The organism is Bifidobacterium sp. N4G05 (assembly GCF_002742445.1).
Taxonomy (GTDB): Bacteria; Actinomycetota; Actinomycetes; order Actinomycetales; family Bifidobacteriaceae; genus Bifidobacterium; species Bifidobacterium hominis.
On the sequence record NZ_NJNQ01000004.1, the window covers coordinates 184159 to 198053 of the forward strand.

Consider the following 13895-nt stretch of genomic DNA (forward strand, 5'->3'; position numbering starts at 1 on the left):
GCCAACCGTCTGGACCGCAACACGTCGTACAGTAAGGTTCATGACACAAGCGCACATCAAACCATTGAAAGACCTCGTGGAGTCCGGATGGGCGGACGCCCTCGCCGAAGTCGAGCCACAGGTGCACCACATGGGCGATTTTCTCCGAGGGGAGATCGCAGCCGGACGCCGATACCTTCCGGCTAGCGCGAATATTCTACGCGCGTTCACCATTCCGTTCGACAGCATCAAGGTGCTTATCGTAGGACAGGACCCCTACCCCACCCCCGGACATCCGGTGGGACTGAGCTTCTGCGTGGCACCGGAAGTCAAGCCGATACCTCGCAGCCTGACCAACATATACAAGGAACTGACGGATGATCTCGGCATCCCCATGCCAGCGAACGGCGATCTGACGCCTTGGACGAACCAGGGCGTCATGCTGCTGAACAGGTGTCTGACCGTCGAGGCGGGCAAGCCCGGCAGCCACCAAGACAAAGGATGGGAGATCGTCACTGACGCTGCGATCAGGGCGCTCAACAACCGCTGTAATCCCGACGGCAGCGTCAAACCCTTGGTCGCCATTCTGTGGGGACGCAAGGCGCAAACGTTGGAGCCGCTGCTCACCAATGCGTTCATCATCAAGTCGCCCCACCCAAGCCCCATGTCAGCACGATATGGATTCTTCGGATCCAAGCCGTTCTCACGCGCCAATCAAGCGCTCATCGCCGCAGGTGAAAAGCCTGTGAATTGGTCCCTTCCGTCAGCTTAACCCGTTACAGTAGCAATCATGGCTTTATTCCCTCCAAAAAATCCGGCACCGGCCCCGGTCCCCATTCCCATGCCGGCCGTCAGCAAACCAAGCACGTTGTCTGCGGAAGACATCAACCGCGCGAAGCAGATCGGCGCACGAATCCGCGCACGCTTCGCACAGACCTTGGTGGGGCAGGACAATCTTCGCGAATCGCTGATCACCACACTGGTGGCAGGCGGTCACATTCTCATCGAATCCGTTCCTGGTCTGGCCAAGACCACGGCAGCGCAAACGCTGGCGACCTCTGTGTCCGGATCGTTCAAAAGGGTGCAGTGCACCCCAGACCTGATGCCGTCAGATCTGGTGGGCACCCAGGTCTTCGATTTCGCCACACAGAAGTTCTCCACGCAGATCGGACCCATCCACGCCAATTTCGTGCTGCTCGACGAAATCAACCGTTCGAACGCGAAAACACAGTCGGCCATGCTTGAAGCCATGGCCGAAGGAGCCACCACCATCGGAGGCCAGCGCATTGCGCTGCCGAAGCCTTTCATGGTCATCGCCACGCAGAACCCCATCGAGGAGGAAGGCACATTCAACCTTCCTGAAGCGCAGATGGACCGTTTCATGATGAAGGCGGTCATGACCTATCCAACCGCCCAAGAAGAGCAGCGCATGCTCTCCATGCTTACCCGTCGCGGTTCCGACACCTTCGATTCACGAATGCTCACCGGAGATGTCGTATCCATCAGCGACGTCGAATTCCTGCGCTCCGCCGCCCGCCGCGTGCATGTCTCCGACGCGATCATGAAATATGCGGTCGATATCGCGGCCACATCACGAGGGGCAGGCACCAAGCCGGTGCAAGGACTGTCCACGCTGGTGCGTCTCGGAGCCTCGCCGCGCGCATCCATCGCGCTGATCCGTATCGGACAGGCCAACGCACTGATGCAGGGACGCGACTATGTGATTCCGGAAGATGTCAAAACCTTCGCCCATGAGGTGCTGCGCCATCGCATTCTGCTAACGTTTGAAGCTCTTGCCGACGGCATCACCAGTGACCAGGTGGTGGACTCCATCGTTCAGGCGGTTCCCGTTCCATGATCGGCACAATTCGTTCCGAAGATCCGATCCGCAGCAAGATCGAGGCTCTCGGAACCACGTTGAGTCTGCCGACCGTCCGTAAAGCACTTGGCACTCTTGAGGGAGCACATGCATCGGACAAACGTTTCGGCGCCGACGATGTCATGGACATCCGCGTCTACGAGCCCGGAGACGAGGCGAAACGGATTGATTGGAAGACCAGTGCCCGTGCCGGACGCCCAATGGTGGTGCAGCGGGAACGCCCATGCACCTCGCGGACCTGGCTTCTGCTCGATGTCGGGCAGGAGATGACCGGTACCTGCGTTTCCGGTGAGCAGGCGCACCAAGTCGCAGCCAACGCCTTGTGCATGTTCGCCGCACTCAGCCTGCGCCGAGGGGACGAAGTGTCCATCGTGTTCGGCGACGCAGGCTCGATCACTCGCGTGCCTTTTAATGGCGGACTCGCGCAATTCGAGCATACGTTGGACGATGCATTGCAACGTGATTGGAGCAAGCCCCGCAATATCGACGCCCTGCTGGAGTATGCCCGCCGCATTCGCGACAGGGATGCGCTGGTCATACTCGCCACCGACGAGCACGCACTCGAGGAACGTCATATGGAATCCATCCGCAGGATCGCAAGAACCCACCCTATGGTGCTTATCGACGTGGCCACCATCAATCCATTCGACGACACACATGCACGCACGGTGTTCGACGCAGGCAGCGATCGTCGCGTCCCCGCGTTCCTACGCACTGGCAAAACAGCGCAGGAGGTTCGCACGCACCGCGAATATCTGTCCGCATCCGTCCGGCATGAGTTGAATCGTTGCGGTTCCACCGTGATCCGTGCCGATTCAAGCGAACGCATGTTCCGCGAATTCGCTCGGATGGTATCCGTTTCCCTGGCCCGCTCCACGCGCAATCAGCTGAAAGCCCCGTCCGCAATCACCCTGGGAGGCAAGGCATGATCATCACCTTGTCCGACAACGGTTTCGACACGATGGATCCGATTCATATCGAAACGGGTCTGGGCGTCGTCATCGCAGTGTGCCTCGCCATTGCCGCGGCACTCGTCATTCTCGTGGTGTGGCTGTCGCGTCCGAACCGCAAGCCCACGAAAAAAGCCAATCATGGACGTCATGATGCGGCCACGGGCACGTCGGTATGGCACGAACGCATCGATGATGTGGTTACCCGTCACGCCAAGGGCGATCTTACGAGGGAGAACGCGTTCGCTCTGCTTGCAGCCATCGCAAGGGATTTCGCATCCGCAGCCACCGGCAGCGATGTGCGCAGCCAAACGCTCACCGACATTGAAGCGACTCCACGCACGACAGGCAATCAGCATGGTCTCACCTTGCTCAGGCAGACCATCGAAGCGTTGTATCCTCCGGAATTCGCTGACGCCGAACGCAATCACACCGCCAGGGAGGCCACCGTCGAACAAGCTGGAGAGTGGGTTGCCAATCTTGTGGAAAGGTGGCGATGAATGAAATTGTCATGGCACTGGCCGTGGGCCGGTTTCGCAGGACTGATCGTGGCATTGGCCGTCGTCGCCGTCATGGTGCTGGTCGACGCAAAACGCAAACATGCCGATACTGGAGCCGCACGAACGTTCAGCTTGGATGACGATCTCAACACCGAAACCGCGTCGAAGCTGTTCCGGCAGTGGCGCACGCTGTCACGCATGGCCGCTGTTCTGCTGGTGGTCGCGTTGGCACTGACGATAGCGCTGGTGGCACGCCCCAGCACCGTGGACGAAGGAGAGGAACGCGCAAGCAGCCGCGATATCGTGCTGTGCTTGGACGTGTCTGGATCGACGTTGCCTTACGACCGAGAAGTGATCGACACCTACCGCAGATTGGTTGATAGCTTCAAGGGCGAACGCATCGGATTGAGTATTTTCAATTCCACGTCACGTACCGTGTTTCCGCTGACCGACGATTATGAGCTGGTATCCGAGCAGCTCGACAAGGCCAGCACGATACTGAAGGGCGTTGAATCGCAAGATGATATCGACAAGATGAAAGACAGCGACTATCAGGCGATTTCCAACTGGCTGGAGGGCACTCAGAATCGCAAGGACGCCACTTCCCTGATCGGCGACGGCGTAGTGAGCTGTGCGGCCATGCTGCCCGGCTTCGCCTACGGCAGCGCCAATGCGGACACCTCGTCCCGCCAACGTGCCGCTTCCATTGTGCTCGCCACCGATAATGTCGTTTCAGGAGATCCGACATACACGCTTCAGGAAGCACTCGACCTGACCAAACAGGCGGAAATCACGGTTGACGGGCTTTTCTCCGGACCACAGCAAAGCGAATCGGAGCAGACCACCAATCAGTTCAAATCCGAAATCGAATCACATGACGGTGTGTTTCTCACGCAATCGAACGGCGCTTCCGTTGCCGAACTGGTCAAACAAATCGAATCACGTCGCAGCCAGGAAAGCGCGTCAAACAGCAAGGCCGCCATGTCGGACGCGCCTGGATGGTGGACATTGGCGCTGGCTGTGGTAATGGTGTTCTGGCTGATATTGGCTTGGAGGTTGAAGCGATGAATCATCTAACGCTCTCCCCCGCTTTGGGTTGGCCCGTCGGCTCGGCGATCGCCGTGGTCATGCTGGCTTGCGCAGTCGCGCAGATCGTGCTGCATATCCGCAGACAGGAGCAAAGCGACGAAACCGTCTGGGCTTGTGTAAGACGTTCACTTGCCTGCATGCTCGTGGCCGTTATGGCATTGACTCCAAGCATCGTCTCACCCACGAATAGCCGCGCGATCAACGCCACCGATGTGGTGGTGGCGGTCGACGTGACCGGTTCCATGGCGGTCAAAGACGCGCAATACGGTTCCGACGAGCAACTCAGCCGTTTGGATGTTTCCAAGCAGGCCGTGAAGGACATCACCGCCATGTACCCGAATTCCAGTTTCGCGGCATTGCGATTTGGAGCTTCGGGGACATTGGATGTTCCATTGACACCCGATTCGAAAGCGATCGACAATTGGGCGGATACGCTCGCACCGGAATCGACTTCCGTTTCGGCCGGTTCGACTTTGGATGTGCCGATTGACCAGTTGCTGTTGACATGCAAGTCGATTCATGAGCAGCATCCGGATGATGCTATTGTGCTGTACCTGATTTCGGACGGCGAACAGACATCTTCGAAAACACGTCGTACGTTCTCATCATTACGCCGTTACCTTTCCGACGCGTTCACCATTGCCGTCGGCAGCGAACAAGGGGGTAACATCCCCATGACCGGCGATGGTGTGAACGAAGGCGACGGACAGTGGGTCACCGATCCGGAAACCGGTGAACCCGGCGTATCACGCATGAACGCCGACGAGATGAACACCATCGCCGACGAACTCAGCGGAACCGCCATCCAACTCAACGCGACAACAACCATGAACGGCGGAGCCTCCAAAGAGGCTTCCGGCCAATGGCGTGTCACGCAAACCACCAAACAACGCACGAGAACCGTCGCCGTGGTCTGGCCGTTCGCCATTGCCGTGGAGCTGCTGCTGGCGTTCGAAGCCGGAGCATGGATCACGCAATCCAGGAGGCTGCTGTGAACATGACCGTCAAAGCACGCGCATCCTTGCCTGTTCGCATCATCATCGCCGTCATCGCGGCCATTTCAATCGCCGTGAGCGCGCTTGCCATAGTGAATCTCGCTTCCGTAAGCAACTACAATCAAGCCACAAACAGCTTGAACGCGAATATCAAGGCCAGCCAGCAGCAGGACGCCGATTTCGACAAATTGCAGACCCAACAGCAGCAGACCGACGCCCAATTCCGTGAAGCCGGAGCGGCAGGCGTGTTGTTGTTGCCGAACGTGCGTTCATCCATCGAACATAACGCCGCCATCTCGGCAAAACTGACCGAATCCATACGCAAGAAGATCCATTCAATGCAGGATTCAGGAAAATCCGATACCGACACCGCCATCGAAGGCGGGCAGTCCGTCACCGACGGCAATCAAGGCAACGGAAGCACATTGACCGACGAGCAGCGTCAGAAAGTCGAGGAGCTTCTGGCGCAGAACGCGCAATCCACCCAATCCGATTCCAATGATTCCGGTTCTGCCGCCAAACAGGATTCCGACGGAACGTCCTCACCTGCAAAACCTTGGTAAAGGGGGTCTCTTTCAAAGAGTTATCCACAGGCATGCCGACGTGCTCTCGTTGATTTTCCAACGACGACACGCCGGCAACTTGTTTTTTTGACCATCCTCCGACCACAGGCCTCGCCCTCCACACCACGACAGCCGACCGACGTGTTCCAATACAGCTATGAACACTTCAATCGCATACCCGTTCGTCCCCTCACTGGGCTACGACCCCATCAACGCCCTGACCTCGATGCCAGGCATGCCCTGCCATTGCCGTACCGGCATACACGCCACCCAAACGCTGATCAACGCCAAACTCACTTCCGCATCACAGCGCCTCGACGATCTCGACGCCGCGCTCGCATCCAGTTCACTACCCAATTGGGCGGGAATCGCCGCCGAATCATATCGCGCGCGGCTCGATGAGTTACGCAAGCAATCCTTGGCGCTGCGAGACGCGCTCAACGACACCTCACGCATCCTATGGTCGGTAGGTGCGGTATGAGCTGGCAAGTGACCGCCAGAGTCAGCGGCGGATGCAAATATTCCACAGAGGAAACCGAAGCCTATCTGCGTGCCGCGAAAGCGCTCAGCCATGCGGCCGATGAGCTGAACCGCGCCCATGACTCGTTCCGGGCATTGAGGCTTCAGCTTTCCACCTATCCCTATGCGTCATCGGCCGTCGTCCTGCTATCCGGATCAAACTCCTACTGCAATGCCGCAGATCATATCGAATTGCCATACGATCAACTCATAGAACGTTGCGACGGCCACGCGAGCGCACTGGGAGCGATGGCGGCACGATTGTCTGAATTATCGGCATTGATCATTCGTGCGCAATCCCTGTATTCCCATGTCGATGACGCCGGCAGAAGGGCCTTGAACGAACTTCTGCAATTGACGATCACAGCATTCCCGAAGGAGTCGATACTTATCGGCACGGCCATGTCCGCCTTGGGATACGTGATGGGTTCCATCAACGAAGGCAAATCCAACCCCATCTACCTGTTGGATTCGTTGGATTGGGCGCAGGAAGGCATTATGGGCGCGGCCGGCGCCGCGCTCAGCAGATACGGCAAGGTCAAAGGCCTGCTGCATACCGACGAAGTCAACCATGCGGCCGGCACCATTTCCAACGCAACGTCGCGTGGCTACAACCTGATTCAGGGCAACAACCTCACCGTCACCCGAGTCCGGCCGAAAACCGAAGTGGTTCGAGAATCGCATAGCGTGAGCGAAGCGATGGAAGATCTTCGGCGTCTCGGCGAGGAACGTCTCGGCAAAGCCGATCTCGACAGCGGGCTTGAGTACGGTACCATCGCCATCTCCAAATACCGCAGAACCGATGGCACCAACTCATGGCTCGTCACCATTCCCGGCACCGACGGCCAGCCGGACTCCCCGTTCGGATGGCCGCAGAACGTTGAGCTTATGAGCTCCCACAGCAAGCAGCGTATGGAGGCGGACAGCGCACGCATGGTCCAGGAGGCCCTGAAGCAGGCCGGCATCAAATCCGATGAGCCGGTCGCACTGATCGGGCATTCGCAGGGCGGCATCGTCGCCGCCACCATCGCATCGGATCTGAAGGACGATTATGACATCAAACATGTGGTCACCGCCGGATCGCCCGTCGCCAACCATCCGATTCCAGACAAAACGTGGGTGACCAGCGTGGAAATGGACGACGAGCTTGTGGCAGCCCTCGACGGCGCGGCCAACCCCAATTCCGAACATTGGCTGACCGTACGCGGCACCGCAAGCAAGTCCGACAACAATCCGGAATCAACGTTCGCGGGAACTCCCGTCACAGATGCTCCCGACAACAAGGAGATCACGCATTGGCTGAAATATCATCAAGCCGCATACCAGAACGCAACCGATATGGGATCATCCGCCGTGAAAACCCACGAACGACATTTCGATGAGATTCTCGACGGCGACCTGCAGGAGGTCATGTATTTCGAAGGACGCATGAGCAAATGAAAGCACACAGCGGTCAGCCGCAGCCGAGCGGAACCGATAACGCAGGATAGGCGTCATCCACCGAACGGACAGATATCCGAATCTCGTTTACGGCTGAACGTATGCTGTTATCTATGAAGCTTACTGATATTTCCCCTGCAATCGCATTGACCCCTCTTGACGGCCGCTACCATGGGCAGACCGCTCCGCTTGTCGAATATTTGAGCGAACCGGCATTGAACCGCGAGCGCATGCGTGTGGAAGTCGAATGGATGATTTTGCTTGCCAACGGTTTTGAAGGCAACGGAAACCAGACCATCGTTCCGGGCGTCAAGCCGCTTACCGATGAGGAGCAGGCGTTCCTGCGCTCCATTCCTGAGGATTTCGGCGCTGAAGGCATCGCTCAGCATGCTGCTCATGAGGCCAAAACCCATCATGACGTGAAGGCCGTGGAATATTACATCGACGATCAGCTTGACAAGGCCGCCGACGTGCTCGGCCATGAAACCCAGCTGACCGGGCTCAAGACCCTGGTGCATTTCGCCTGCACATCCGAAGACATCAACAACCTGTCCATTGCCCGCTGCGTGAAGAACGGCATCGAGAACGTGTGGCTGCCGGGTGCGCAGGCCATCCTCGACCATCTGGCTCAGAAGGCCGAAGAATACCGCGACAAGGCCATGCTGTCGCTGACCCATGGCCAGCCGGCTACCCCGACCACGCTGGGCAAGGAGCTTGCGGTGTACGTGTACCGTCTGAACCGCCAGCTGAACAAGGTCAAGGCTCAGGAATATCTCGGCAAGATCAATGGCGCTACCGGCACGTTCGGCGCGCATTTGGCCGCATGCCCGGACGTGGATTGGGTTGCCGTCTCCCGTGAGTTCGTCACCAACCGCATGGGTCTGACTTGGAATCCGTTGACCACGCAGATCGAATCGCACGACTGGCAGGCCGAGCTGTACGGTACCATCAGCCATACGAACCGCATTCTGCACAACCTGTGTGTGGATGTATGGATGTACATCTCCCGTGGTGTGTTCGCCCAGGTTCCCGTCAAGGGCGCCACCGGATCCTCTACCATGCCGCACAAGGTCAATCCGATCCGTTTCGAAAACGCTGAGGCGAATCTGGAGATCTCCTGCTCGCTGCTTGACACCTTGTCCGCAACGCTCGTCGAGTCCCGCTGGCAGCGCGATCTGACCGATTCCACCACACAGCGCAATATCGGTTCCGCACTGGGCTATTCCGTGCTGGCACTCAACAATCTGATGGGCGGCCTGAATTCCATTCATCCGAACGACATCGCCATCGAAGCCGAGCTGGATTCCAACTGGGAGGTGCTTGGCGAGCCGATTCAGACCGCCATGCGCGCCTGCGAACTGGCAGGTCTGCCAGGCATGGACAAGCCGTACGAGAAGGTCAAGGAACTCATGCGCGGCCATGAAATCTCCAAGGACGCCGTCGAACAGTTCATCGACCAGCAGGCGTTCGATGATGCCACAGCGGCTCGCTTGAAGGCACTGACTCCGGCAACATATACCGGTGTCGCCGGCAAGCTGGTGGATTTCGACCGCTGAATCACGACTGTCGAATAAACACTAAAAACCATGCATCTTGAGGGTGGCCACGTATTTCGTAGCCACCCTCAAGGCGTATTATCGAATGCAGTGGGGCAATATGACCCACCTGAAGCCAATCTCATACGTATGGAGCAAGTCAACAGTGTCTCACTCCCCCGAAGCCAATAAGCCCAAACCGCATATCGACGATGTGCCACCGAAACGCAGCCGTGATTTCGCCGATTTAACACATGCGTTCTTCGCACTGGTGCTCGGCATAGGCGTAATACTGTTCTCCGTGTATCTGCACGGCACCGCATCCGGCGTGGAATCCGACGTTCGCTCCGCAGGACGCGTGGTCAGCTGGCTGACGGATGTGCCATCCTCCCTACTGCAGCAACTTGCCATCGTATGCATCACCGTCAGCGTGCTCATCCAGCTGCTCGCATCCAAAGAATGGCTGCAAAGCGTGGTTTCCGTGATGTCCCTCATCTTCGGATTCTTCGCAGTATGGGGCGTATCCGCACTGATCAGCAATTCCAACAATGCCATGCTGATCATTCCGCTACAATCCAACAGCACATCCGTAGGCACCGGACTGCTTCCCGATTTTTACGCCGCCATGACGTCATTCCTCACCGTTTCAGGCCCACGTCGTATCCGCTCATGCACCAAATGGGGATGGAACGTACTGTACGCCGTGGCGATGCTGATGGTTGTGCTTTCATGGAATTCGCTGGCCGGCGCCATTACATCCTATGCCATAGGCCGCGTTATCGGCATGCTGATTCGTTTCGCCATCGGCACGCAGAACAATGGCGCCTGGGGCACACAGATCGAGCAATCATTACGTTCCATCGGCATTGACGTATCACTACTTACACGCAGAGTCGCCCCATACGCCGATTCAGGAGTATTGAAAGCCACATTAGATGATGATTTAATCGAAAATTCCCGTATTTACGATGTCGTCGATTATGAAGGCACGCAATACACCGTTTCCGTGCTCGACAATCAGGTACATGCAGCCGGCTACCTCAATCAGGTGTGGCAGTGGCTTCGCCTGACCGGTGTTTCCATGCGCCGTGACCGTTCCTCCGTCGACGCCACGCACCACCATTACGCCATGATTCTCGGCCTAGCCAACGCCGGCCTGAAAACTCCGAGCGTATACGGCGTGGCCGACTATGGAGAATCCTCCATTCTGGTATTCCACCGCAACCACATGCCATTGGAATGCAACCAAAACACCATGTCCGACCATGACATGGAAACATTCATGGAATACCTCGCAGCAGCACATCGCCATGGTTTCACACATCGGCGCATCACCCCCGACACCTTGTCTCGCATGGAAAACAATCAACCGGTAATTGCCGGATGGCAGAATGGCGACTACGGCAGCGCATCGCCGAACTTCGCCCTTGACAAAGTACAGCTTCTCGTATTGCTTGCGACATTGAACGGCGTCGACCGTGCGATCGCCTGCGCTCGCAGGACCTGGGGCGATGAGCAGCTCATCAATCTGGCGCCTTTTGTGCAAAAAGCCGCCGTTCCCGCCGCGACGCGCACTCTGCCGGGTTGGGATAAGAAGATGCTTTCCGATCTACGTACACGGATTTCCGCGCTCGCCCCGCAGGATGTTGCGGATTCGATGGAAAAGGTCACGCTATCGCGATTCAGCTTCCGTTCCTTCTTCGCCATCGCCTTGCTGGTGGTTGCCGTATATGTGGTGTTCACACAGATACAGCCGGCCGAGATGATCAAAGCGGTCAGAGACGCGAATCTTGCTATGGCCTTGGTTTGCGTTGCTCTCGGTTTTATCGCATGGCTAGGTTCCGCCATCACCTTGGGTGTGTTCATGGATTCTGACAAACGCAATACGATCGGCTTGTTTTGCTCTCAAATGGCATCCGGCTTCACCGCCGTTTCCATGCCGGCCGGTGTCGGTCCCGCGTTCGTCAACCTTCAGTTCCTACGTAAAAGCGGCTATCGTAGCACCGCTGCGACGGCGGTTATGAGCGCGGTCTGGGCCGTGCAGGGAGGCACCACCATCGTGCTGCTGCTGATGATCGGCCTATTCACGGGGCGCAATACCTTGTCCGGCATGATTCCGACGAATACGCTGATCATGGTGATCGCCCTCGTCGCGCTGGTCGTATCGGCGGCCATGGCGATTCCTCCGGTACGTCATTTGGTGACCGAGAAATATCTTCCGATGGCAAAGGCCTACGCACGCAATCTAGTCGACGTTCTCGCACGTCCGAAGGAACTGGCTTTCGGCATAGCGGGCGCTTTGGTGCTCAACCTTGCGACCGGACTGGGCTTCTGGGCCGCGTTGATGGCGTTTGGGTATCACACGAATCCCATAGAGACCACGTTCATCTTCCTGCTTGCCAATACTTTGGGGTCCGCAGTTCCCACACCTGGTGGTCTGGGTGCCGTGGAAGCCGCGCTGTCGGTGGCGTTCACCGCCGTGGGCATTCCCTCCACCATTGCCGTGTCCGCTACTCTCGTCTACCGAATCGCCTTCTACTGGCTGCGAATTCCGGTCGGCGCGCTGGCTATGAAATGGCTCGACAGGCACAATTTGATCTGACAAACGCCCCCGTACGCTTCGGTTTACCCCCTATTTATAAAAAAAGCGCCCAAAGCCCTTATAAAATGCCGTTTCCCTCATAATAGTGCGCTAATATCATAAAGAACGTGGATGTTCGTAATCAGAATGTCCCCTGATCCAAGAAGGATGCTTTATGGCATACAACAAGTCTGATCTCGTCTCGAAGATCGCTCAGAAGTCTAACCTGACCAAGGCACAGGCTGAGGCAGCTGTGAACGCTTTCCAGGACGTGTTCGTCGAGGCAATGCAGTCCGGCGAAGGCCTGAAGCTGACCGGCCTGTTCTCCGCTGAGCGCGTCAAGCGCGCCGCACGCACCGGACGCAACCCGCGCACCGGCGAAACCATCGAGATCCCGGCAACCTACGGTGTTCGCATTTCCGCCGGTTCCCTGCTGAAGAAGGCTGTCACCAAGTAATCATTGCGATGATGGACGATCAGATGCCCCGACCACGATGGTCGGGGCATCTGTTTTTTCTGATTCCCGCATGCAACCGTTTCTCAGGTTGATTCTGCGCTAGACTATGCATATTAGACATCGTGTCCATATAGATGGGGAATCTCATGACCGACCAACGCAAAGAAGAAGTCATCAACCAACTGCACGAACTCAACATCTTGATACTGCACACCAAGCTCAAGGCGACGCGCACACAGAGCGTGCTTCGCGCCGCGACACGGGTACGCAACGTCGAAGCGGCCCGTCGGGGCGTGGCACCACTACAGCAGCTTCCAAAATCATCAGGCACGGCAGCGCATATGCTTGACTGTCTGAACGAAGAGGAGCTTTCCACTCTCAGCGAACTTCTGCGGCGTATCATCGACAACACCGACACCAGACTCCTCGACGAAGAGTACGCGGAACGACGCAAAGCCATCCATGAATTTCTTATGCTGAATCACACAGACACGGAGGTGCGGGAATGAGCGACGAGCAGGAGGCCACTCCCGAGGCAAACGACCCCAAACCAATTCGTATCGGCAAACGATCCCTATTCGCTCCAAGTGAGGCCGTGGCCGTGGAACAGCATTCCGTGACGCCTCACGTGTCACGCACCCGTTATGGAACCGCGCGCGTCGAAGGTCGTCTCTCCTCCCCCAATGCGCGAGTGCCCGAAGTCATATCGCAGCATTGCGGCGGCATCACAGTCAAAGGCCATACTCTCAAATCGTTCGCCTATACCACCGATGCCGTGATTATTCGCAACACCAATGCCAACGCCATTCTCGCCGTCTACCCGTTCACCGGCGAGCCGGTTATCACACAAGCGCTGCTCACTGTAGCCCAAATGCCGTTGTTCGTGGGCGTGGGCGGTGGCACCACCACAGGTCCACGTGTGGCCGAATTGGCTATGGTAGCCGAAATGCAAGGCGCGGCAGGCGTTGTCATCAATGCGCCAGCTCCTGCGGAAACCATCGAGACCACCATGTTGATGGTTGACATTCCAGTCATCGCCACAGTCACAGAAGACGATGAGATCACCGAATGCAAGATCCTTGCCGGCGCGGCCATCATCAATGTGGCGGCAGGCGCACGCACCGCTCAGGTTGTGGCAAGCATCCGCATGCATCACCCGGAAATCCCGATTCTCGCATCAGGAGGCGGTTCCGAAGAACGCATTCTCGCTACCATCGAAGCGGGTGCGGACGCCATTACATGGACGCCGCCAAGCGCGCAGCAGCTGCAATCGCAGATGATGGCGAAATACCGCGGCGAAGCCTGACTTGAATCGGTCTAAAACGACACTAACCGCTTTAGAATCACGTAACGAAATAGCGGAACACGAATACGAGAGTGGGGCACGGTCCATAAACCTCGACCGTGC

At 57.5% G+C, this 13895-nt stretch carries 14 protein-coding genes; all 14 read left to right on the forward strand.

All coding sequences use genetic code 11. The features are described from left to right. Positions 1 to 40: 40 nt before the first annotated feature. The 14 genes from CE153_RS05500 (at position 41) to CE153_RS05565 (ending at position 13793) form a co-directional block, all read left to right on the forward strand. The gene (locus CE153_RS05500) at positions 41 to 751 is read left to right on the forward strand and encodes a uracil-DNA glycosylase (RefSeq protein WP_099595442.1); all 711 of its coding nucleotides are present in this window, start codon (positions 41 to 43) and stop codon (positions 749 to 751) included. 18 nt (positions 752 to 769) lie between these two features. Next, positions 770 to 1837: an AAA family ATPase gene (locus CE153_RS05505; protein ID WP_099595443.1), complete on the forward strand. Its 1068-nt coding sequence runs from the start codon at positions 770 to 772 to the stop codon at positions 1835 to 1837. Next, positions 1834 to 2787 carry a DUF58 domain-containing protein gene (locus tag CE153_RS05510; RefSeq protein WP_099595444.1) on the forward strand — a complete coding sequence of 318 codons (954 nt, stop codon included), beginning with the start codon at positions 1834 to 1836 and terminating at the stop codon, positions 2785 to 2787. Before CE153_RS05505 ends, CE153_RS05510 begins: the two co-directional genes overlap by 4 nt. After that, positions 2784 to 3308, forward strand: coding sequence for a hypothetical protein (locus CE153_RS05515; protein WP_099595445.1), 525 nt, complete (start codon positions 2784 to 2786; stop codon positions 3306 to 3308). The genes CE153_RS05510 and CE153_RS05515 overlap by 4 nt, the downstream gene beginning before the upstream one ends. Beyond that, positions 3309 to 4376: a VWA domain-containing protein gene (locus CE153_RS05520; protein WP_099595446.1), complete on the forward strand. Its 1068-nt coding sequence runs from the start codon at positions 3309 to 3311 to the stop codon at positions 4374 to 4376. Next, the gene (locus tag CE153_RS05525) at positions 4373 to 5392 is read left to right on the forward strand and encodes a VWA domain-containing protein (protein WP_099595447.1); all 1020 of its coding nucleotides are present in this window, start codon (positions 4373 to 4375) and stop codon (positions 5390 to 5392) included. The genes CE153_RS05520 and CE153_RS05525 overlap by 4 nt, the downstream gene beginning before the upstream one ends. Beyond that, entirely contained in the window at positions 5362 to 5955 is a 594-nt protein-coding gene (locus CE153_RS05530; protein WP_099595448.1) for a DUF6466 family protein, read from the forward strand. The genes CE153_RS05525 and CE153_RS05530 overlap by 31 nt, the downstream gene beginning before the upstream one ends. A gap of 157 nt (positions 5956 to 6112) precedes the next feature. Then, complete coding sequence (locus CE153_RS05535; protein ID WP_099570785.1) at positions 6113 to 6436, forward strand: hypothetical protein; 324 nt, start codon at positions 6113 to 6115, stop codon at positions 6434 to 6436. Continuing rightward, the gene (locus CE153_RS05540; RefSeq protein WP_180753419.1) at positions 6433 to 7914 is read left to right on the forward strand and encodes an esterase/lipase family protein; all 1482 of its coding nucleotides are present in this window, start codon (positions 6433 to 6435) and stop codon (positions 7912 to 7914) included. The genes CE153_RS05535 and CE153_RS05540 overlap by 4 nt, the downstream gene beginning before the upstream one ends. Before the next feature lie 113 nt (positions 7915 to 8027). Continuing rightward, positions 8028 to 9470 carry an adenylosuccinate lyase gene (gene purB / locus CE153_RS05545; protein ID WP_099595450.1) on the forward strand — a complete coding sequence of 481 codons (1443 nt, stop codon included), beginning with the start codon at positions 8028 to 8030 and terminating at the stop codon, positions 9468 to 9470. Positions 9471 to 9555: 85 nt separating this feature from the next. Then, a complete protein-coding gene (locus CE153_RS05550) occupies positions 9556 to 12051 on the forward strand; it encodes a lysylphosphatidylglycerol synthase transmembrane domain-containing protein (RefSeq protein ID WP_236824281.1) in 2496 nt (831 codons plus the stop codon). 154 nt (positions 12052 to 12205) lie between these two features. Continuing rightward, positions 12206 to 12487 (forward strand): HU family DNA-binding protein, encoded by a 282-nt coding sequence (locus CE153_RS05555; RefSeq protein ID WP_003808664.1) that lies wholly within the window; start codon positions 12206 to 12208, stop codon positions 12485 to 12487. Positions 12488 to 12633: 146 nt separating this feature from the next. Beyond that, on the forward strand, positions 12634 to 12996 hold the full coding sequence (locus tag CE153_RS05560) for a MarR family transcriptional regulator (protein ID WP_099595451.1): 363 nt from the start codon (positions 12634 to 12636) through the stop codon (positions 12994 to 12996). Beyond that, a complete protein-coding gene (locus CE153_RS05565) occupies positions 12993 to 13793 on the forward strand; it encodes a dioxygenase (protein ID WP_099570790.1) in 801 nt (266 codons plus the stop codon). The genes CE153_RS05560 and CE153_RS05565 overlap by 4 nt, the downstream gene beginning before the upstream one ends. Positions 13794 to 13895: the final 102 nt, after the last annotated feature.